Annotated in this window: 19 protein-coding genes and 1 tRNA gene; 6 read left to right on the top strand and 14 right to left on the bottom strand. The window is 66.4% G+C overall.

From position 1 onward, the window contains the following. The first annotated feature begins 15 nt into the window (after positions 1 to 15). The gene (locus ADE01S_RS05600) at positions 16 to 798 is read left to right on the top strand and encodes a 3-oxoacyl-ACP reductase (RefSeq protein ID WP_062680478.1); all 783 of its coding nucleotides are present in this window, start codon (positions 16 to 18) and stop codon (positions 796 to 798) included. 21 nt (positions 799 to 819) lie between these two features. Here ADE01S_RS05600 and ADE01S_RS05595 read toward each other — a convergent pair whose 3' ends face one another. Both ADE01S_RS05595 and ADE01S_RS05590 read right to left on the bottom strand, forming a co-directional pair. After that, on the bottom strand, positions 820 to 1,026 hold the full coding sequence (locus ADE01S_RS05595) for a hypothetical protein (RefSeq protein ID WP_062680477.1): 207 nt from the start codon (positions 1,024 to 1,026) through the stop codon (positions 820 to 822). A 30-nt stretch (positions 1,027 to 1,056) separates the two neighbouring features. Then, a complete protein-coding gene (locus ADE01S_RS05590) occupies positions 1,057 to 1,284 on the bottom strand; it encodes a hypothetical protein (protein WP_062680476.1) in 228 nt (75 codons plus the stop codon). 313 nt (positions 1,285 to 1,597) lie between these two features. Between ADE01S_RS05590 and xth the strand changes: the two genes are divergently transcribed. Then, positions 1,598 to 2,380 carry an exodeoxyribonuclease III gene (gene xth, locus ADE01S_RS05585; RefSeq protein ID WP_062680475.1) on the top strand — a complete coding sequence of 261 codons (783 nt, stop codon included), beginning with the start codon at positions 1,598 to 1,600 and terminating at the stop codon, positions 2,378 to 2,380. 67 nt (positions 2,381 to 2,447) lie between these two features. Next, positions 2,448 to 2,523 (top strand) — tRNA-Ala (locus ADE01S_RS05580). Positions 2,524 to 2,703: 180 nt separating this feature from the next. Here the strand turns inward: ADE01S_RS05580 and ADE01S_RS05575 are convergent. From ADE01S_RS05575 to ADE01S_RS05525, 11 genes are all read right to left on the bottom strand, one after another. Then, positions 2,704 to 3,384 carry a metallophosphoesterase gene (locus tag ADE01S_RS05575; RefSeq protein WP_062680474.1) on the bottom strand — a complete coding sequence of 227 codons (681 nt, stop codon included), beginning with the start codon at positions 3,382 to 3,384 and terminating at the stop codon, positions 2,704 to 2,706. Between the two features lie 119 nt (positions 3,385 to 3,503). Further along, on the bottom strand, positions 3,504 to 4,385 hold the full coding sequence (serB, locus tag ADE01S_RS05570; protein WP_075873277.1) for a phosphoserine phosphatase SerB: 882 nt from the start codon (positions 4,383 to 4,385) through the stop codon (positions 3,504 to 3,506). A gap of 3 nt (positions 4,386 to 4,388) precedes the next feature. Further along, the gene (locus ADE01S_RS05565; RefSeq protein ID WP_075873278.1) at positions 4,389 to 5,672 is read right to left on the bottom strand and encodes a hydantoinase/carbamoylase family amidase; all 1,284 of its coding nucleotides are present in this window, start codon (positions 5,670 to 5,672) and stop codon (positions 4,389 to 4,391) included. Between the two features lie 44 nt (positions 5,673 to 5,716). Then, the gene (locus ADE01S_RS05560) at positions 5,717 to 6,712 is read right to left on the bottom strand and encodes a LacI family DNA-binding transcriptional regulator (protein WP_075873279.1); all 996 of its coding nucleotides are present in this window, start codon (positions 6,710 to 6,712) and stop codon (positions 5,717 to 5,719) included. Between the two features lie 17 nt (positions 6,713 to 6,729). Next, on the bottom strand, positions 6,730 to 8,955 hold the full coding sequence (locus tag ADE01S_RS05555) for a N,N-dimethylformamidase beta subunit family domain-containing protein (RefSeq protein WP_242663395.1): 2,226 nt from the start codon (positions 8,953 to 8,955) through the stop codon (positions 6,730 to 6,732). 50 nt (positions 8,956 to 9,005) lie between these two features. Beyond that, positions 9,006 to 9,701 (bottom strand): ABC transporter ATP-binding protein, encoded by a 696-nt coding sequence (locus ADE01S_RS05550; RefSeq protein WP_062680469.1) that lies wholly within the window; start codon positions 9,699 to 9,701, stop codon positions 9,006 to 9,008. 2 nt (positions 9,702 to 9,703) lie between these two features. Further along, positions 9,704 to 10,468 (bottom strand): ABC transporter ATP-binding protein, encoded by a 765-nt coding sequence (locus ADE01S_RS05545; RefSeq protein ID WP_062680468.1) that lies wholly within the window; start codon positions 10,466 to 10,468, stop codon positions 9,704 to 9,706. Then, positions 10,465 to 11,436, bottom strand: a complete 972-nt coding sequence (locus ADE01S_RS05540; RefSeq protein ID WP_062680467.1) for a branched-chain amino acid ABC transporter permease — start codon at positions 11,434 to 11,436, stop codon at positions 10,465 to 10,467. Before ADE01S_RS05540 ends, ADE01S_RS05545 begins: the two co-directional genes overlap by 4 nt. Beyond that, positions 11,436 to 12,296 (bottom strand): branched-chain amino acid ABC transporter permease, encoded by an 861-nt coding sequence (locus ADE01S_RS05535; RefSeq protein WP_082775713.1) that lies wholly within the window; start codon positions 12,294 to 12,296, stop codon positions 11,436 to 11,438. Before ADE01S_RS05535 ends, ADE01S_RS05540 begins: the two co-directional genes overlap by 1 nt. Positions 12,297 to 12,358: 62 nt before the next feature. Then, positions 12,359 to 13,579, bottom strand: coding sequence for an ABC transporter substrate-binding protein (locus ADE01S_RS05530; RefSeq protein ID WP_062680465.1), 1,221 nt, complete (start codon positions 13,577 to 13,579; stop codon positions 12,359 to 12,361). 124 nt (positions 13,580 to 13,703) lie between these two features. Further along, complete coding sequence (locus ADE01S_RS05525; protein WP_242663396.1) at positions 13,704 to 15,002, bottom strand: aminotransferase family protein; 1,299 nt, start codon at positions 15,000 to 15,002, stop codon at positions 13,704 to 13,706. 334 nt (positions 15,003 to 15,336) lie between these two features. Between ADE01S_RS05525 and hisD the strand changes: the two genes are divergently transcribed. The 3 genes from hisD to ADE01S_RS05510 are packed head-to-tail and all read left to right on the top strand — an operon-like array spanning position 15,337 to position 18,511. Further along, the gene (gene hisD, locus ADE01S_RS05520) at positions 15,337 to 16,656 is read left to right on the top strand and encodes a histidinol dehydrogenase (protein ID WP_062680463.1); all 1,320 of its coding nucleotides are present in this window, start codon (positions 15,337 to 15,339) and stop codon (positions 16,654 to 16,656) included. Then, the gene (locus tag ADE01S_RS05515) at positions 16,653 to 17,420 is read left to right on the top strand and encodes an SDR family NAD(P)-dependent oxidoreductase (protein WP_062680462.1); all 768 of its coding nucleotides are present in this window, start codon (positions 16,653 to 16,655) and stop codon (positions 17,418 to 17,420) included. Before hisD ends, ADE01S_RS05515 begins: the two co-directional genes overlap by 4 nt. Beyond that, positions 17,417 to 18,511: a LacI family DNA-binding transcriptional regulator gene (locus ADE01S_RS05510; RefSeq protein ID WP_082775716.1), complete on the top strand. Its 1,095-nt coding sequence runs from the start codon at positions 17,417 to 17,419 to the stop codon at positions 18,509 to 18,511. Before ADE01S_RS05515 ends, ADE01S_RS05510 begins: the two co-directional genes overlap by 4 nt. Here ADE01S_RS05510 and ADE01S_RS05505 read toward each other — a convergent pair. Then, on the bottom strand, positions 18,508 to 20,724 hold the full coding sequence (locus ADE01S_RS05505) for an Ig-like domain-containing domain (protein ID WP_062680461.1): 2,217 nt from the start codon (positions 20,722 to 20,724) through the stop codon (positions 18,508 to 18,510). The two genes, ADE01S_RS05510 and ADE01S_RS05505, sit on opposite strands and share 4 nt — an antisense overlap. Positions 20,725 to 20,744: the final 20 nt, after the last annotated feature.

The following is a 20,744-nucleotide window of genomic DNA, read 5'->3' as shown; positions in this document are numbered from 1 at the left end:
GGAACCCCTGAACCCATGTCATCGCAACGCCCGTCCCTGAATCTGGACCAGCAACTCGTCATCGTCACCGGCGCGAGCCGCGGCCTGGGCGCCGCCATCGCCCAGGCCTTCCTGCGCGAAGGCGCCAAGGTCGTCGTCAACTATCTGAATAGCGCCGAGCGCGCCCAGGCCCTGGCCGCCACGGCCCCCGGCCGCGCGCTGGCGCTGCGGGCCGACGTGCGCGACCCGGCGGCCGTCGCCGCCCTGGTCGCGGAGGCGACCGCGCATTTCGGCCAGCCCGTCAGCACGGTCGTCAACAACGCCCTGCCCGCCTTCCAGTTCAACGGCGATGCGCGTCCCCATGCCGATACGCTGGACTGGGCCCAGATGAACGCGCAGATCGAAGGCAGCGTGCGCGCCGCGCTGAACACCACCCAGGCCGTGCTGCCGGGCATGCGCGCCGCGGGCGGCGGGCGCATCGTCAACGTCGGCACCAACCTGGTCCAGAACCCCGTGGTGCCGTACCACGACTACACCGCCGCCAAGGCGGCGCTGCTGGCGTTCACCCGCACCCTGTCGCATGAGCTGGGCGCGGACGGCATCACCGTCAATATGGTTTCGGGCGGGCTGCTGCGCACCACCGACGCCTCCGCCGCCACGCCGGACGCGGTGTTCGACATGATCGCCGCGGGCACGCCGCTGCGCGAAGTCACCACGCCCGCGCAGTTCGCCGACGCGGTGCTGTTCTTCGCCAGCCCCTGGTCGCGGGCCGTGACGGGCCAGAACCTGATCGTGGACGGCGGATTGGTGAAAGGCTGAGCCGGCGCCGCGCGCAGGCCGCTAGGCCTGCAGCCGGCGGGCGCTGATCTCGCCGGCGGCGTACCGGATGCCCTTGAGGGCGGCATCCTCGGTGATGAAAGCCGAATCGCCCACGCCGATGCGGGTCCATTCGTGGTGGGGCGCGGTCCGCACCCAGGCTTCATAGCCCTGGCGTGCCGCCAGCGGCCGCAGCTCGTATTCCAGGCGATAGCCGTTGAGTCTGATCACTCCTGTTCTCATGTCCGGTCCTCCCGCGCTTCAGCCTCGCACCGCGAGGCCGCAGGCGCGCATCACACTGCGGCCGTGGCTCGCCATCGGCACCCCCCGGCAGTGTTCCGCGCGTATCACTTCCGTGACGCGCCGGCCGTCTGCCATCCACCGCCGCGCAACGCTGATCACGTCGGTGAATTCGGGCTGCGGCCCGTCCAGCAGCCAGCCGACTATCGGAACACCGGGAGAAACCGTTTCCAAATCAAGGCATTTCATGCCGCTCTCCGTTCAGGGGACCGTTAGGAGCGTATCCATTCATTGAATCCTTAAGTATTAGGAATGCGGGGAAAACCGAACATTTTGTATATTGGCTGCAATTTCGCCCGCGAATGGAGCACGGGCGGGACGGCGACATACCTGCTCACATATCAGGGGCGGCGCCGGCCGCTCGGCGGCGGGGTATCATCCGACGTTCGACCGGCCAGGCCTCGCGCCTCGGCCCGAGCGGCACGCGCGGCGGAATCCGCCGGCGCGCCGCGATTCCCGCAGATGGCCTGAGTGCCGCATCAATGAACGGTCTACGCGAAACATGAAATTAGCCACCTGGAACGTGAACTCCCTGAACGTGCGCCTGCCGCAGGTGCTGGACTGGCTCGCCGCCAATCCGGTCGACATGCTGTGCATCCAGGAACTCAAGCTCACGGACGACAAGTTCCCCGAAGCCGCCTTCACCGAGGCCGGCTACCACGCCGTCTGGGCCGGCCAGAAGACGTACAACGGCGTCGCCATCATTTCGCGCGTTCCCGGCACCTCGATGGAACGCAACATCCCCGGCTACGAAGACCCGCAGCAGCGCGTCCTCGCGCTGACCTTCCCCGGTCCGGAAGGCGACGTCCGGGTCGTGTGCGCCTACTGTCCCAACGGCCAATCCGTGGGTTCGGACAAGTACGCCTACAAGCTGGAATGGTTCGAGGCCATGCGCAAATGGCTGGCCGAAGAGATCAAGCAGTATCCGCGCCTGGCGGTGCTGGGCGACTACAACGTGGCGCCGGCCGACGAAGACGTGCACAACCCCGAGAAATGGGAAGGCCAGGTGCTCGTATCGGAACCCGAGCGCGCCGCCTTCCGCGCCCTCCTCGACCTGGGCCTGACCGATTCGTTCCGCCTGTTCGAGCAGCCCGAGAAGTCCTTCAGCTGGTGGGATTACCGCCAGTTCGCGTTCCGCCGCAACGCCGGCCTGCGCATCGACCACGTCCTGTTGTCGGCCCCGCTGGTCAAGCGCTGCGTCGCCTGCGCCATCGACAAGGAACCGCGCCGCAACGAGCAACCGTCGGACCACGCCCCCGTGATCGCCACCCTGGAATTCGCCTGAAGCAAAAAACGCGGTCCCCACGCTTGCGTCCGCGTTCCGCTTTATGTATAGTTGCGATCTTGCTTTTGGGGCGGTAGCTCAGCTGGGAGAGCGTCGCGTTCGCAATGCGAAGGTCGGGAGTTCGATCCTCCTCCGCTCCACCAAATTCCAGACGGAAAGCCTTGGAACCACCATGTGGTCCAAGGCTTTTTTGTTTGTGCCCGCTTGATTTCGTCGGCTTCGGCACAAACCCGGGCGAACACGAAAAAAGGCTGGGCGCCCCCGGCCTGCCCCCCTTCCCCGCCGCTCGGTCCGAGGGCTGGACACCCTCGGAACCTGCGCGATCAAGGCTTGAGCGTGTGCAGATCCAGCAAGGTGAACCTGCCGCCGTCCTGCCATCCCCCGGTATCGATGTAGTAGACGTTGCCCAGTTGCGCCGGCTTGCGCAGCGTCATGTGCCCATGGACCACGGCGCGCACGTTGCGCACGGGCTGGGCATATTGCATCCGATAGCGGTCGATGGACCAGAGGCAGGCATCCTCATCGTCCGCGCTGAACGCCGCGCCGTGGATGGCTTGCCAATCGTCATAGGGAAAGTCGGCATGCACCAGGCCGACGAGGCCTTGCGGCGTTTCCACCTCGATCGCCAGCGGCAAGGCGTTCAGGCGGGCCGCGATGCGCGCCTGGGTGTCGCCATCGCAGGCGTCCAGCCACGCGCCGCCATGCAAACGATGATCGACATCCGGGATCGGATCGCTCATCGCGCGCCGCAAGGTCATCAGATCGTGATTGCCGCAGATGGCATGAAACCAGGGGCGATCCAGCCACGCCAGGACATCGCGCGATTCCGGCCCGCGGTCCACCAGGTCCCCGACGGAGAACAGTCGATCGCGATCGGGCGCGAACCTGACGGCGGCCAGCGCCGCATCGAGCCGGCTGAAATGGCCATGGATGTCGCCCACGGCGAAATCACGGCCGCGCGCGTTCAAGGGGAAGCGGCGGACTCGGGAATTACCGGGCGTCATTCCTGATTTCCATGGGGTCTCCTGGCGGATCATCCTGCACGACCCTCATGATACTTGGCCCTCAAATACTTGGCCCTCAAGCGGCCCGGGCAGGATGGTTCGCCCTCGCAGAGGCGGGCTCATGGGGGCAATGAAAAGCCCTCCCGATCCGCAGCGCCCAGCACGTTCAGCAGGGAATCCAGCCCGAGCCGGTCGATGACCGCGTTTACCGTCGCCCGCACCACCGGCTTGGGACGGTAGCCGACCGACAGGCCGGCCAACGCCATCATCTTCAGGTCATTGGCGCCGTCGCCCACCACGATCGCGTCCGACGTGGGCACGCCCAGCTCGCGGCACATGCGCGCGACGTGCCCGGCCTTGGCGTCGGCATTGATCAATGTGCCCAGCAGTTCTCCGGTCAGGCGCCCGTCCGCCACTTCCAGATGATTCGACAGGTCGACGTCCAGGCCCAGTTCGGCGCGCACGCGCCCCGTGAAATAGTCGAAGCCGCCGGAGACGATGGCGGTCCGGAGGCCGGCCTGCCTGGCGGCGGCGATCAGGGCCGGCGCGCCGGGCGTGATGCGCACCCGCTCGGCGTACAGGCTTTCAAACGTGGCGACCGGCAAGCCGGCCAGCAGCCGCGTGCGCATCCGCAGGCTGGTGTCATAGTCGACGGCGCCGGATTGCATGGCCTGCTCGGTCAAGCGGGCGACTTCGCGCTTGCGGCCGACCAGGTCCGCCAGCTCATCGATGCACTCGATGTTGATCAAGGTCGAATCCATGTCGAACACCATCAACTTGAAGTCCGACAGCGGCCGGAAATCGTCGATCACCGCGGTATCCAATCCCTGCTGGCGCCCCAGTTCGTGAATGGCCGCCCGATGGACGGGAGCGCCGGCGGCCAGGGTGTAGCGCAGGCCGCCGCCCGGGATGCGGCGGCCATCCAGGGCCTGGAACAGCGCGCCGATGCGCGCGGCGTCGTCGTCCGAGAGCGGCGCATTTCGTTGTACGACCAAGTGCATGTTTCAGCCGCGCGAAGCGTGATCGAACTGCGCGCACAGGAACTCGGCAAGCACCGCGGCGCCAAGCTGCACATCTTCCATCCGCACGGTTTCATCCTGATTGTGGCTGCCGTTCTGGTTCCTGATGAACAGCATGGCCGACGGGATGCCCAGGTCCGCGAAGGCCGAGGCGTCGTGGCCCGCGCCGCTGGCCATTGCCTTGTGGGGCACGCCCAGACGCTCCGCCGCCGACCGTAGCCCGGCCTGCATGTCGGGCGCCATGGGCGAGATATTGGGCCCGGAATCCGGCCCCCACTCGAAGACAACGCCATGGCGCGCGGAGATGCCTTGCGCAATCTCCTTGATTTCCCGGTCGATCCGGCCGCGGATGTCCGGATCGATACAGCGCGTGTCGAGACAGAACCTGGCCTCTCCGGGCACGCGGCTATAGGTATGCATTTCGGGAACGGTGCCGATGATGCCGAAGGTGAACAGGGTGTAGATGCCCTCCTCGTGAAAGCGGTCCCACAACCGATTCACCTGGTGGATGAATTCGCCTAGCGCGGCGACGGCATCCTGCCGGTAGCCTTTCGGAGCGCCTCCGGCATGGGCGTACGTGCCGTAGATGCGCCCTTCGCGCCAGCGCGGCCCGCCGGCTATCGCCTGGACGATGCCCAGGGGAATCCCTTCGTTTTCCAGGACGGGCCCTTGTTCGATGTGCGCTTCGAGATAACAGGCGACCGTATCCGCGGACAGATGCCGATCCCCTCGCACCACGGCGGCGGGATCGAAACCCAGTTCCCGCATGTGATCGGCCAGGCCGCGCCCCGTGTCGCTGCGCTTGAGGCTGTTGAAGGTGTGCGCCGGCAGGTCGCCCAAGGCCATGCGGCTTCCGATGTACGGCGCCGGGAAATAGCAGCTTTCTTCGGCCCGCACGCCCATGACGAGCACGTCGCGGTCCAGGATGCGGCCGCTGGCCGCGATGCCGGCAATGGCGGCCAGCCCGATCGCCACGCCCAAGGCGCCGTCGTAATTGCCCCCGTGCGGCACGGAGTCCAGGTGCGACCCGATGACGACGCACTTGGCCGCGCTGTCGCGGCCTTTCAGGCGCACATAGGTGTTTCCGGCGAAATCCTGCTCCACCGGGAACCCGTGCCTGCCGCCGATGCCCCGGAGCGCTTCGTGGGCTTCCTGCTCGCCCTGCCCATAGGCGATGCGGACGACGCCGCCGCCCTCGCTCGCGCTGACGCGCAACAACTCATCCAAAAACTCACGTGCCACATCGATACGGGGAAGTGCGGTAGCCATGGATTCATCTCGGGAGTCGACGGAATGGCGCCAGGAGCGACGGGTCAGCGTTTCTCCGGCGTGGAATTTCGGTAAATCAGTTGCCCGGGCAGCAGGCGGCGCTCGTTCTTGCCGCTGTCTTGCAGCAGCAGGTCGATGGCCGCGGTGATCATGTCTTCGACGGGCTGGCGGATCGTGGTCATCTGGTAGGCGGCATTGGACGCCACCGGATGATCGTCAAAGCCGAATACGCGCACGTCTTCCGGCACGCGCTTGCCCAGGGCGAAGCGCAGCGCGTCGATGGCGCCCGAGGCGATTTCATCGTCGGCGCAGAACAGCGCATCGATGTCGGGGTGGCGCGCCAGCAGCATCTGCGTCGCCTCGTAGCCCCAGGAATAGGTGAATTCCTTTTCCAGCACGGGCACGGACGTCATGCCCAATTCGGCCAGGCGCTCCAGGAATCCGGTGCGCCGGTCCCGATTGGTGGACACCGACGGCATGCCGCCCAGGTAGCCCAGCACCTTGCTCCCGGACTCCAGCAGCACGTCGGCGGCCAGCCGGCCGCCGCCGATGTTGTCGGTGGACACGGAATGCCCGTTGCCGGTTTGCGCATACCGGTTGAACATGACCACGGGCACGCCTTGCTTGACGCAGAGGTCCGCGCCCAGGGTCGTCAGCGACGCCGTCGTGATGATGACGCCGCGCACCCGGTACTGCAGCACCAGCGGCATCAGATCGTCGACCGTCTGCGGCGGCGTGGCGTTGAACAGCAGCGTCTGCAGGCCCCGCCGATGCAGTTCCCGCGTGATCAGCTCCAGCACGACCGGATACCAGGGATTGGTAATGTTGGCCATGACGATGGCAATGATGTTGAACTTGCCGCTGCTCAAGCCGCGCGCCAGCGGATTGGGCTGGTAATCGACCAGATCGACGACCTTCAGGATCTTCTCGCGGACTTCCTGCGAAATGGCGCCCTTGCCCGAGATGAACCGGGACACGGCGGCCTGGGACACGCCCGCGAACTTGGCCACGTCTTTCTGTGTAGGAGCTTTCTTTTTCACGCCTTCTGGTTTTCCGATCAAAGAGGTGCACAGTCGGCGCCGCGCTTCGCCAACGAGATCGACAGGAAATGACGCAAGCAGTTTTCGACGATGCGCGAGACATTGTTGTTGCACCCGTTGTGCAACAAGCTGCCCAGGAAGGTGATCGAGCCCGCCGCAAACAGCCCGCCGCCCTGCTCGGCCACACCGACGGCCATATGGGCGTGCACGCCTTCGTATTTGCGGGGAATCGACGCGGCGATGGTCCACGTCAGGATCTCTTCGGGCGCTATTCTAAAGCTAGGCCCATGGCCGTCCGAAATACCGACGATCTTCAGGTACGCGGGCGAGCCCAGCTCCGGCACCACCTGGTCCAGCTCGAACCCGGCCGCGCCGCCGCCGGACAGGCCGAAATCGCCGTAGGTTTCGCCTTCCACGCCCTCGAACAGCCACGCCACGTCCGGATCGTAGGACTCCGGCGTGCGCCGGTAACCGATGCCTTCGAATCCCCCCTGCACGGCAAAGCCGACGCCGCCCGTGCATTGCGGGGCGATGCCGTTGCGGCGCCACATGCCGCCGTAGCCGCCATCGAGCTGGTGGTAGTACTCCCCCGGTTCGCTGGCCCAGGCCCGGATGCCGCCTTCGGCGCGCCGGATCTCCAGCAGGTGGGGCGCGGCCGCGGGCCGGGCGATCTTCCAGTAAAAGCCGTTGGCGCCCAGGTACATCAGGTATCCGCCGCCTTCGCGGTACGCCACCAGGGCTTCGATCATGCGGCGCGTGTGGTACTCCGGGTGCGAGCCGGTCAGCACCACGTCGTAGGGGCGCAGGGCATCCAGGCCCTGGTCGTCCAGGTCCTCGTCGGTGATCACGTCGTAGTCGAACCCTTTTTCGCGCAGCCACTGCGTCAGGTGCGAATCCGCCGGAAAGTGCCTCAGGCCCGACCCCTTGGGATCCGGAAACGTCAGATAGCCCGGGCGCATCGTCAATATCGGGCGCAGGCGCGACGACAGGCTGATGCCGGCCATGTCTTCGTGCCGGTTGTAAGTGGACGCGCCGAACTGCGTCACCACGTCGGGGTTGTGCGGATAGGCGCCCCATTGCGCGATGCGCTCGGCCAACGGGCCCGCGTAGTTGCCCCGGGCATGGTTCGCATAGGCCTGGTAGGTCAGGGTCGGCGCCAGGAACAGCACGCGCGCGCGCGGGCCGTCCCCGACGGGCGTCACGTAGAACGGAATCGTGTCGCTGCCCTCGGGGTGCGCGACTTCCAATCCGTACACGCCGGAAGGCATGCCCGGGGGAATGCGCAGGCTGACGCTCTCCTCCCAGCCGCAATCGGTCAACGCGTCGGCATGAAAGTACATGGCGGCATACTCGTCCGGCGCTTCCTTCCAGTTCAGGTTCAGGCCGGACCAGCGCGACGACCGGACGGCGCGCACCGGCGTGTTGACCAGCGTCAGCGCGGGCATGCCGGGCTGCGCGCCGGGCACGGACGATTCCTGCATGGCGTCGGCCAGGTTCCACTGGGCCAGCAACCGCAAGGACGACGCCTGCCCGCCGGCGGACAGCGCCGGGGCTTCGATCAGGCCGTTGTAGCCCTGGCCGGGATGGCCCTGCCACAAGGCGCCCAGGCAAAGATGGGTGAACGGCTGCCCGTCGAACCGCGCGGCGCCGGCATCCAGCGTCGCCTCTTGCGCCGGCAAGGCCGGCCCGGCCCCGGGAATGGCGGTGGCCGCGGGCCCCACCCGCACCGTCACGCGGCGCTCGGCCAATGCAAGATGCAGCGAGACCGATTGCCAGCGATCCTGCGTGGCGCGCAGGCCGGTGCGCAGCGCGACAGGCGCCGCCCCGGGCTCCTGACGCGCCAGGACGACCCATTCGCCGTCCTCCAGGGCCAGGGCCACGCCTTGGGCCGCCGACGCATCCTGCAGGCTGGCCAGCACCTGCGGCCCGCCCTGAACCCGCGTCGGCTTGGTCAACAGGCGCAGCTCGACGTGTTTCGCATCGCCCTGGGCGGCCGGATCGAGCGCCGCCAGCGCGCAGGCCCCGGGATGGACCGCCATTTCCCGTCCCGCGTAACTGGCCTGCAGCGGGAAATCGACCGGTTCCAGCTGCATGCCCGGCCCGTCCGGATTGGGATCGGCGCAATGGATGCGCAGGACGCGCGCGGTAAACGGCTGGCCGCCCGCCGAACTGATGCGAAACGACAGGGTCTGGCCGGGTTGCGCGCTAAGCGGCGTGACGTAACCCAGGATAGGAGGATGCATGGCAGGTGTGTTCATCGATTCGGAGTGAGTACGGTGGGTGCGCGCGGCGCTCAGTGCACGGCAAGATATTGTTCGAGGCGGCCGGGGTTCGCTCGGCCCTCCTCGCTGGTGAAGGTGTCGGCCACGCTGCCGTTTTCCAGCACGACCACGCGGTCGGCGATTTCAAGCGCCATGCTCAGGTTTTGTTCGACCAGCAACAAGGTCAGGTCTTCGCCCTTCAACTGCTTGAGCACGTTGGACACGGCTTTCACCATGATGGGCGCCAGACCCTGCGAGGGTTCGTCCAGCAACAGCACCCGGGGCCCCATGGCCAGGCCGCGCGCCATCACCATCATCTGCTGCTGGCCTCCGGACAGTTCGCCGCCCTTCTTCTTGAGCAGCTCCGCCAGCAAGGGGAACAAATCCATCAGCCGGTCCAGGGTGTAGGGAGACCCCGGGCGGTACCCGAGCATGATGTTCTCTTTCACCGTCAGCAAGACGAAGGGGTCCCGGGTTTCCGGAACCAGGGTAATGCCCAGCCTGGAGATGGCCTGCGGCGGCTGGCGCGAAATGTCCTTGCCGTCGAAGGTGATCCTGCCGCTCGCGACCGGATTCAGGCCCATGATGGACCGCAGCGTCGTGGACTTGCCCGCGCCGTTGCGGCCCAGCAGGGCCACCACTTCGCGGTTGCCGATGTCGAAGGACACGCCGTGTATGGCCTGGCTGGGGCCGTAGAACGTATTGATCGAGCCGATCTGTAGCAGCATTTTCAGAGTCCGAAGTAGGCGGCGTGGACAGCCTGGTTCTTTGAAATTTCTTCCGCCGTGCCGGCGGCGATCAGCGCGCCGCGGCTCATGACGTGAATGCGGTCGGAAATTTCCATCACCACGTTCATCTTGTGTTCGATCATCACAATGGTGTAGTCCGGCTTTATCGATGCGATGAACGCCTTGACCCTTTCGGTTTCGCGCTGCGACAGGCCGGCCGTGGGCTCGTCCAGCAGCAGTATCTGGGGCCGCGTGGCCAGCGTCACGGCAATTTCCAGCAGGCGCTGGTCGCCGTAGGACACCGACTTCGCCAAGGTGTCTTCGTATTGCCCCAGGCCCAGCGTCGTCAGCAGCTCGCTGGCCTGGACGCGCAGCGAGTCGTAGCTGCACACGTTGCGCCACCACCCGGTGCGCCCGCCATGGGCGGCGCGGTAGGCGGCCAGCCAGACGTTCTCCAGGAAGGTCAGGTCCAGGTACACGCTGGAAATCTGGTACGAACGCCCCACCCCGCGCCGCGCGATCTGATGGGGCTTCAGATTGGTGACGGGGGAGCCTTTCAGCAGGATCTCCCCGCTGGTCACCGGCAGATCGCGGGTCAGCAGATTGAACAGCGTGGTCTTGCCGGCGCCGTTGGGGCCCAGGATGCTGTGCAGCATGCCGGGTTCGAAGCCGATGGACAGGTCTTCGATGACCACGTTGGCGCCGAATTTCTTGGTGACCTGGCGGGCCTCGAAGGCGTAGGTCGACGTGCTGGTCGCTGCGTTCATGACACGCTCCTTTCCTGCGCCCGGGAGCCGAACAGGCGGCGCACGCGATCGAACAATTCAATGGCGCCGCCTTTCAGGAACAGCACCACGAAGATGATGAAGAGGCCGAACAGCAGCGGCCACCGCGCCCAGATGACGCTGAAGAAGCCCTGCAGCCAGATGAAGATCGCCGCGCCGATGACCGGCCCGAAGATCGACGACATGCCGCCGATGATCACCATGAAGACCGCCGTGCCGGAGTTGGTCCAGGCGATCGCGTCGATCGGCATGATGCGGTAGAGCATCGCGAACAAGGCGCCGGCCACGCCCGAAGTCGCGCCCGCGATCACGAAGGCCAGCAACTGCGCCCGGTAGACGGAAAACCCCAAGGAGGCCGTGCGGCGGGCGTTCTGCCTGGCGGCGTTCAGCACCAGCCCGAGCGGACTGTTTATCAGTTGATACAGGCCCGCGAATACGGCGACGAACACCACGGCGGCCAGGATGTAGAAATTCACATGATTGGAGATGTCGATCGTGCCGATGCCGGGGATGGAGATGTCCGGCCTGCGTATGCCCCCCAGGCCATCCTCGCCGCCGGTCACGCTGTGCCAGCTGTATGCGAGGTAATAGATCATCTGATTGAAGGCGAAGGTCAGCATCATGAAATAGATGCCCGTCCGCTTGGTGCTCATCATCCCGACCGCCAGGGCGACCAGCCCGCTGCCCAGCGCCGCCAGCGCCAGGCCCGCTATCAGCGGAAGGTCCGTGTGGATGTACACGTACCCCGCGACATAGCCGCCCACGCCGAAGAACGCGGCCTGGCCGAAGGAATAAAGACCGGCCACGCTGATCAGCAGGTAGGTCGCCAGGGCGAAGACGCCGAAGATCATGATCTCGGTGGCGATATTGATCGGCATGCACAGCGGCGCCGCGATGGCGACGATTGCAGCGATGGCCGACATCAGATAGGTAGAAGGTTTGCTTTGCATCAGCGTTCCCCGAACAGTCCCTGGGGACGAATCATCAAGGTGGCGACCATGGCCACGTAGATCAGCACCGTGCTGGCCGACGGCACGAAGACGGACGACACGCTCTGGATGATGCCCACCAGGATGCCGGCCGCCAGCGCGCCGTACAAGGATCCCAGGCCGCCGATGACCAGGACCACGAAAGCGATCGACAGCATGTCCGACCCCATGGTCGCGTTCGCGCCCAGCAGCGGCAGCACGAGGCCGCCCGACAGGCCCGCCAGGCCCGAGCCCAGGGCGAACCCGGCGGTCACCAGGCGGGACACGTCTATCCCCAGGCACTGCGCCATTTCGCGTTTGTCGATGCCGGCCCGTATCTGCGACCCCAGGCGGGTGCGCTCGATCAGCAGCCAGACCACGGCGATGGTCAGCGCGGCCATGACGCCGTTGAACACCAGGTACTTGGGAAGCCAGGTGAATCCCAGGTCGAAAGCGCCCTGCAGGAATTCCGGCGGCTGGACGCTCAGCCCGACCGTGCCCCAGATGATGATGATCAGTTGCTCCAGGACGAGGGCCGTGCCGAACAGGAACAGCAGCTGATACAGATAAGGTCCGCTCATCAGGCGGGCCACGCCCAGCTTCTCGACGACGATGCCGACCAGCGCGGGCGCCACGAAGGCGGTCAGCAATGCCAGCCCGAACGGCATGCCGACCTGCATGGCGGCGAAGCAGATGTAGGCGCCCAGGGCGTAAAAAGCGCCATGCGCGAAGTTGGGCACATTCAGCAGCCCTTTGATGATGGATAGCCCGAACGCGGTCAGCGCGTAGATCATGCCTATCGCCAACCCGTTCAGGAGTTGCGCGGCTAACAAAGAAATCATGGTTGGCCTTGATGTGGATTAATCCCAGGCGCCCGCGCGCCTGGTGTCGTACACAAACGAACTCACACCGTGCGCTTGCACTGGTTCAGTTCGGGCGGCTGCGGACTTTCGCCTTGCGACACGATGGCGGCCATGTCGAACTTGTTCTTCATGGCATCGGGCGCCTTGCATTTCACGACGTAGTACGGCCGCACGGTCTGGTGCGTGCGGGCGTCGATATGCGTGGGGCCGAAGATGCTGTCGTACCGCATGCCTTCCAGCGTCTTGATCACCGTCTCCACCTCGACGCTGTTGGCCTTCTCCATGGCCAGGAACAGCGTGCGCATCGAGTCGTAGCCATACGCCGCGGCGTAGGACGGCACCGTCTTGTATGCCTTCAGATAGCGCTCGACGAAGGCCTTGTTCACCGGCGTGTCGATGTCCTGGTAGTAGTTCAAGCCCAGGATCATGCCGTTGAGCATCGCGGGCGACAGCTCCTGCATCTGTTCGATCTCCAGCGTCCACGGCCCCACCAGCTGCACGGTCTTCACGCCGAAGCTGTGGAACTGGCGAACCGCCGAGACGGCGTCCGCGCCGGCCGTCAGCAGGCAGATCAGGTCGGGCCGCGTCGACAGGGCCTTCGTGAAGTACTGGGTGAATTGGCGCTCGCCCGATGGGTGGTTGTCGTTGCCGACCAGTTCCAGGCCGAGTTCCTTGGCCGCCACCTGCGCGTAGCGCAGCAGCGATTGGCCAAACGCGTAGTCCGCCGTGATGGTGTAGATCTTCTTCTTGTCCGGCATGGTCTTGCTGACGTACTCCAGCGTGGCGCGCAGCGCCGTGTACGCGTTGGCCGACCACTGGAACGTATACGGGCTGCAACGCGATCCCGTGATGTCCTCGGTGCCGCCCGCCGCATACTGCAAGACCTTTTCCTGGCGCGCGACTTCCAGCTCGGCCAGTCCGACCGCGCTTGAGAAGTTGCCGGCGAAATAGCGCAGCTTGTCCGACGAGATCGCCTCGGTCAGGCGGCGCACCCCCACGGCCGGCTTGCCTTCGTCATCGCGCACCACCAGGTTGATCTTGTTGCCGAGGATGCTCCCGCCGCGTTCTTCGACGGCCAGCTTCGCGCCCTTCAGCACCAGATCGCCCGCATACGCGAACGTGCCCGTCTGCTGGGAGATGATGCCCATCGTCAAACTGTCGCCGGCCCCCTGGCCCCAGGAAATTCCCGACAGCGACGAGCCCAATGCGGCGACGCCCGCTTTCAGTACGGTGCGGCGATCGATACCTTTGCCTGAAATCATTATGTTCCCCTTGAAATGCCGGGCAATCCGCCCGGCGTGTAATGTGCTTGGCCAGGATGGTGGGTATTGCTGCTTCAGTTGCGGATGCGCCCGCGAGGGTTGCTGGGCGCCTCGCGGGCGGCGGTCATGCGGTGAATCCCATTTCAGAGGCGAAACTGATCATCCCGGCTTCCAGGCGGGCAAGCAGGTCGTCCATTTCCGCCTCGGTGATCACCAAGGGCGGCGCCAGCAAGGTGGCGTTGTTCAGCGGCGCGATGCCGGCGGTGTAGACGATCAGGCCGGCCCGGAAGCAATGCGCGGTGAACAGCGCGTTGGCATTCAGCGCCGGATCCGGCGGGGTGCGGGATTGCGGATCGGTCACGAACTCGAAGCCCCACAGCAGGCCGCGGCCGCGGACGTCGGCCATCCACGGATAGCGCTGCGCCAGGCGGCGCAGGCCGGCTTCCAGCTGCTTGCCCCGGGCGGCGACGTTTTTCAGCACGTCCTGGTCGCGCATGTACTTCAGCACTGCCCCGCAGGTCGCGGCGCTGAGCGGGTTTGCGCTGAACGTGTGGCCGAACGGCACGGTCTTGCCGGTGGCGGCGAATGCGGAAATGATGCGTTCGTGGAACAGCACCGCGCCCATGGGGGTGTAGCCCGAGGTCATGCCCTTGCCGGTGGCGATCATGTCCGGCGACACGCCGTCGTGCTCGCAGGCAAACCATTTCCCGGTGCGCCCCATGCCGGTGATGACCTCATCGGAAATCAGCAGTATGTCGTGGCGGTCGCAGATGTCGCGCAAGGCGCGCAGGTACCCGATGGGCGGCGTCAGCGCGCCGCCGGCCGCGCCCACCACGGGTTCGACGATGATGGCCGCGACCTTTTCCGCGCCGTATTCGCGGATGATGCGGTCCCACACCATGGCGCCGTGGCCGTCGGCATCGTTGCCCTCCAGCGGAAAGCGATAGGGATACGGCGGCGGCGCCACCGCGAACGTGTGCAGCAGGTTGCCGTAGTCGGCCCGGCGGGCGTTATGGCCGGACATGGACAGCGCGCCCATCGTCATGCCGTGGTAGCTGATGGCCCGGCCCAGCACGTGGGTTTTGCCGGGCTGGCCGCGGTCGCGCCAGTATTGCTGGGCGGTGCGCAGCGCCAGCTCGGTGGCCTCGGATCCGCTATTGACGAAGAAAGCGTGGGTCACGCCGGGCGGCGCGAGGTCCGTCAACGCGGCCGCCAGGGATTCCGCGGCCGCGCTGGTGAAGTGCGAACGGTAGGTGAAACACACGCGTTCGGCCTGCTCGCGCATGGCCTCCAGCACCGGCCGCACGCCATGGCCGATCGAAACGGTCATGGCGCCGCCGGAGCCATCCAGATAGTTGCGGCCGTCCGTGTCGTAGAGGTAAACGCCTTCGGCCCGGTCGACTTCGGGAAGCTTCGCACCCAAGGGTTGCTTCAACAGCACATCTATTTCAGATGGATTGAATACGTATTCAGTTGTGGGCATAATTTTTTGCTCTCGCTGCGCTGGAAACAGAAGACCAAGGCGAGAAAATGGGGATTAATGGGGGTTTGCGATGTCCGAACGACGTTTATTGGACAGTGAATACGGATTCTATCGAAGTCGACATCTCGTTCTATCGGGGTTTTCCCGCTGATCGCGCAGGCATGATTGCGGCGCGCGACATCAGGGGTTTTCCCTTATTTGCATACGCATGCAAAGCTCTGACTGTGGAGCCCCTCCGTTCCATCATCCACTGTCTGAGCAGGGCACCCTCATCATGATCCGATACCTGAAACGCGGCCGCACGGCCGAGGTCAAAACCGACGACGACGCCAAGGTGCGAGCCACGGTCGAAGGCATCATCCGCCACATCGAAAAAGACGGCGACGAGGCCGTTCGCGAATACAGCCGCAAGTTCGACAATTGGGATCCCAGCGATTTCCGCCTGTCGCGCGGCGAGATCGAGGCGGCGCGCAAGCAGCTGTCCGCCCGCGAAATCGAAGACATCGCTTTCGCGCAGAAGCAGGTCCGCAACTTCGCGCAGATCCAGCGCGATGCGATGCAGGATGTGGAAGTCGAGACCTATCCCGGCGTGGTGCTGGGCCACAAGCACATTCCGGTGAATGCGGTGGGTTGCTACATCCCGGGCGGGAAATATCCCCTGCTGGCCTCGGCCCACATGAGCGTGCTGACGGCCAAAGTGGCCGGCGTAAAGCGCATCGTGTCCACGGCGCCGCCGTATCAAGGCAAGCCGCATCCGGCCATCGTCACGGCGATGGACATGGCGGGCGCCGATGAAATCCTGGTGCTGGGCGGCGTGCAGGCCGTGGTGGCCATGGCCGTGGGCACCTCCAGCGTCGCGCCGGTGGACATGCTGGTGGGGCCGGGCAATATGTTCGTCGCCGAGGCCAAGCGCCAGCTGTATGGCCGCGTGGGGATCGATCTGTTCGCCGGCCCCACCGAAACGCTGGTCATTGCCGACGACAGCGTCGACGGCGAATTGTGCGCCGTCGACCTGCTCGGCCAGGCGGAACATGGCCCGACCTCCCCCGCCGTGCTGCTGACCAATAGCGAACAACTGGCCAAGGACACGCTGGCCGAAGTGGAACGCCAGCTGACGATACTGCCCACGGCGGCCATCGCCCGGCAAAGCTGGGCGGACTGCGGCGAAGTCATCGTGTGCGACACCCAGGAAGAAATGCTGCGGGTGGCCGACGAACTGGCGTTCGAGCACGTCCAGGTCATGACGCGCGAGCCCGATTATTTCCTGAACAACATGACCAACTACGGCGCGCTGTTCCTGGGGCCGCGCACCAACGTCAGTTTCGGCGACAAGGTCATCGGCACCAACCACACGCTTCCCACCAACCGCAACGCGCGCTACACCGGCGGCCTGTGGGTGGGCAAGTTCCTGAAGACCTGCACCTACCAGCGCGTGCTGACCGACGAGGCCAGCGCGGCCATGGGCGAATACTGCTCTCGCCTGTGCCACATGGAGAACTTCGCGGGGCACGGCGAGCAGGCCAATATCCGCGTGCGCCGCTATGGCAACCGCCCCGACCTGCCCTGGTACGAACCGGTAAAGGAACGGGCATGATCGAACTGCCTGCTAGCCCCAGTTTCCGGCTGGACGGGAAACGCGCGCTGGTGACGGGCGGCAGCGGCGGCATCGGCCTGGCCATTGCCGCCGCGCTGGGCCGGGCCGGCGCCCACGTCACGGTGGCGGCTCGCCGCGAGGCGGAGTTGCAGAACGTCTGCAAGGCGCTGCGCCAGGAACGGGTGTCTTGCGACTTTTCCGTGCTGGACGTGACCCGGCCGGCCGACGTGGACGCCGCCGTCGCGGATGCCGCGCCCTACGATATCCTGGTCAATAACGCGGGCATGAACCGGCCGGCGCCCCTGGTCGAGCAGACGGACCAGGACATCGATGCGATATTCGACCTGAACGTCAAGGCGGCGCTGTACGTCAGCCGCGCGGTGGCGCGCCGGCTGCTCGCGGCGCGGCGGCCGGGTTCGCTCATCAATGTTTCGTCGCAGATGGGGCACGTCGGCAGCCCGCGCCGCGTGCTGTATTGCGCCAGCAAGCATGCCATGGAAGGCATGACCAAGGCCCTGGCCTGGGAATTGGGCGCCCATGGCGTCCGGGTGAATACAATCTGCCCCACCTTTATCGAAACCCCCATGACATCGGCCATGTTCGACGCTCCCGGTTTCCGGCAATGGGTCTGCGAGCGGATTGCCTTGGGCCGCGTGGGCCGGCTCGATGAAATCATGGGCGCCGCCGTGTTCCTGGCCAGCGATGCGTCCAGCCTGATGACCGGCAGCGCGCTGATGCTGGACGGAGGTTGGACCGCCGCATGAAAACCGCCCCCCGCGCACAGGATGTGGCCGACCTGGCACAGGTGTCCCAGTCGGCCGTCAGCCGTACCTTCACGCCCGGCGCCAGCGTGTCCGAGGAAATGCGGCGCAAAGTGCTGGCGGCCGCCCAGCGCCTGGGCTACCGGCCCAACGCGCTGGCTCGCAGCCTGATCACGCGCCAGAGCCGGATCGTGGCGCTGGTCATGAGCTACCTGGAGAACCAGTTCTATCCGCTGGTGATCGAAAAGCTGTCGCAGAAACTGCAGAAAGAGGGCTACCACGTGCTGATGTTCATCGCGAACATCGACGAAGGCGCGGACGGCGTGCTGGCCGACATCCTGCAATACCAGGTCGACGGGATCGTGCTGGCGTCGGCCATGCTGTCGCCCACATTGGCGAAAAGCTGCCTGGACGTGGGCGTGCCGGTGGTGCAGTTCAACCGCATTTCGGATCTGGCCGGCCTGGCGCGCTACGCCACCGGGTCGGTCACCTCCGACAATGCCGCCGGCGGCCGCATGGCGGCCGAGTTGCTGGTGGCCCGTGGGTACCGGCGCATTGCATTCCTGGCGGGGCTGGAGGATTCCTCCACCAGCAGGGAGCGCGAGCGGGGTTTCAATCAGGCGCTGGCCGAGCTCGGCACGCGCGCGGCCTGTCGCGACACGGGCAACTACAGCTTCGCGGGCGCGCAGGATGCCGTGCGGCGCCTGTTCGACCGCGCCGACCGGCCGGACGCCGTCTTCGTCGCCAACGACCACATGGCGATCGCGGCCATGGACGTGCTGCGGCTGGAGCTGGGCTTGCGCATTCCCGAAGACGTGGGCGTGATCGGCTTCGACGACGTGCCGCAGGCGGCCTGGGGCGCCTACCAGCTGACCACCGTCTGCCAGCGCGTGGAACCCATGGTGGACGCCGCGGTGACCCTGCTGCGCGAACGGATGTCCGGCCAGGCCCCGGCGCGCGACATCGTCGTGCCGTGCGTGCTGGTCGAGCGCAAGACGGTCAGGCCCGCTGCGCCGACGGCTTCCGGCTCCCCGCCGGGAACCGGAACCCGTCGCGTCAGGCGCGGCGCATCGCCCGAGGGCGACCCGGGTTAAGGCGCGCGGTTGCCGAACAGGCTGCCGTTGACCAGGGGGAAGCCCGCTTCCGGCTTGTACCGGATCTGCCAGTTGGCCGGATCGCTGATGCGCCCGGCAAGCGCCGGGATATCCTGCGTGCCCAGCGGCCCCGCATAGATGGCGCTGGTCTGGTTGGTCGGCGTGACGGTGAAACGGAAGGCGGTGCCGGCGGCGTCCAGCGACGGCGGGATGACGTTGTCCTTGCCGCCGCCCAGCGTGATGCTGGCCAGGAAGGTGCCCACGCTGCTGATTTCTCCAGCCGTGCCGTCGCCCAGGCCGTCGATGACGGCGCCGGTCATGGCATAGATGGTTTCTTCCTTGCCCAGGCCGCCCGGGGCGCCGACGGTAAAGCCGATGTCGGTTTCCGGATTGCCCGTCACGTCGGTGGCGATGGTGACGATGGTGCCGGCCGGGAGGTAGCGGTCGGCCGTCCAGTCCATGGCGGTTTCGTTGGTCAGGCCTTCGAATTCCTGGATGCCGCCTTTGCCGCGGTCGCGGTCGGTGAACTGGACGCGGGTGCCGCCGTCCACGGCCTTCATCAGCATGAAGGCGAAGGCGTCGGGAGCTTCGGCGTTGGCGCCGACGAAGAGCACGTCGCCCGCGGCCAGCGGCGTCGGCACGCCGGCCGTGCGGAAGTCGAGCGCGGTGCCGCCGTGCAGCCCGGGATAGGCCAGGCCGGCGTGGCCGAGAATGGCGTCCGCATCGATCTCCACGTAGTAGCCGGTGCTGTAGTCCAGGGGGACGGAGGGCTTGATGGTGACCTGGTTGTATTCGGCCTTGATGCGGGCCGGCGTCGCGCGGGCCGAAAACCGCTCGACCAGGGAGCCGTCCGCGCGGCGCAAGGTAACGCTCCCCTGGCCCAGGGCGACGCCCTGGTCGAAGCGGAACAGCAGGCGGGTATCGACGTTGACGCCCTGGCGGTCGTCGGCCGGCGTGCTGTCCGCCAGCGCCGGGCCCGAAGTGGTGGCGCGCAGATCGGCCAGGTTGAAGCTCACGCCCAGGAAACGTTGCTCGGCCTCGGGCAGGTCCTTGGCCGCGGAACTCGTGCCGGCGAATACGGTATCGCCGTTGTCCATCAGCAGTTGCACGGGCGTCCCCGCCGCGACCGGGCCGGCCACTTCGACGATGGCCTCCAGGCTGCCGCCGCTGGCGGCGCGCATGGCTTCGATGTTGTTGGCGATTTCACGCGGCGCGTCGGCGGCGATGCCGCTCCAGGCATACAGCGCGAAGTTGCGCGCGGCCTGGCGGCTGGCGGCGCCCGCCGGGCCGGCCAGGATCAGGTACTGCCCGTCGGCGCCGCGGGCCATGGAGCGGATGCCGCGCCCGCCCAGGTTGAGTTCGATGGGCGTGCCGAAGCCGGCCTGGCTGGCCTTGCCCGTCACCAGTTCCAGCGGGTTGAGCACCGGGACGATGAGCGCGCGGTTGCGGACGTCGCCGTCCATTTGCGGAGCGCGGAAACCCAGCCACAGCGTTTTGCCGTCGGGAGCCGTGGCGGCGCCTTCGATGGCGAAGCCGTCTACGCGTTCCGGCGCCAGGCCCGCGGCGGTCGAGCGCGCGAAGCCGAAATAGTCGACGCCCTGTCCGTGCAGGTTGCCGCTATCCCAGGCAACCAACTGCTGTTCCAGTTGCGAGAATATGCCCACATAGGAGAACCGGGTGTCGCTGCCGGTGCCGCTGATTTCGACGGCGAACATATGGCCGCGCTCGGCGACCGCGTCGCCGCCATCCTTGCTATTGCCGTGCGATCCGAGGAAGAACGCCAGATTGCCGATCACGGTGCTGGCTTCGACGTCCAGTTCCTTGGGCAGCGCCGGACCTTCGACGGAGAAGTCCCACTCCAGGACCGCCGCGCCGCCCTGGCGCGGGTAGACGCGCAGCACGTTCGCTTCGTCGTCGGCGACGACCATCCAGTTGGCGTCCAGCGCGATAGCGGTCGACGCGTCGGCCGAGCCATGCAGGGTGCCGGCGTTGGGCAGGAACGTCCGTTCGGTGACCGGCGTATCGGTGACGGGCGAGGTCGTGACCGGCGGCGTCGTAACCGGCGGAACGCCGGCTTCCGGAGGCCTGGAACTGTTGTTGTCGTCGTCGTCATCGCCGCCGCAGGCGGCCAGCAGACTGGCGGCAAGGGTGGCGGCCAGGATGGCGCGGGGAAAGCGGCGGCGGGTGCCCGTGGGGCTGAACGGCTGGGACATTGCTCGTATGGCTCCTGATG

The sequence above is a fragment of the Achromobacter denitrificans NBRC 15125 genome (genome assembly GCF_001571365.1).
GTDB classification, from domain to species: Bacteria; Pseudomonadota; Gammaproteobacteria; order Burkholderiales; family Burkholderiaceae_B; genus Achromobacter; species Achromobacter denitrificans.
Note: the sequence above shows the minus strand (reverse complement) of the source record. Positions and strands in the feature narration are given on the sequence as shown.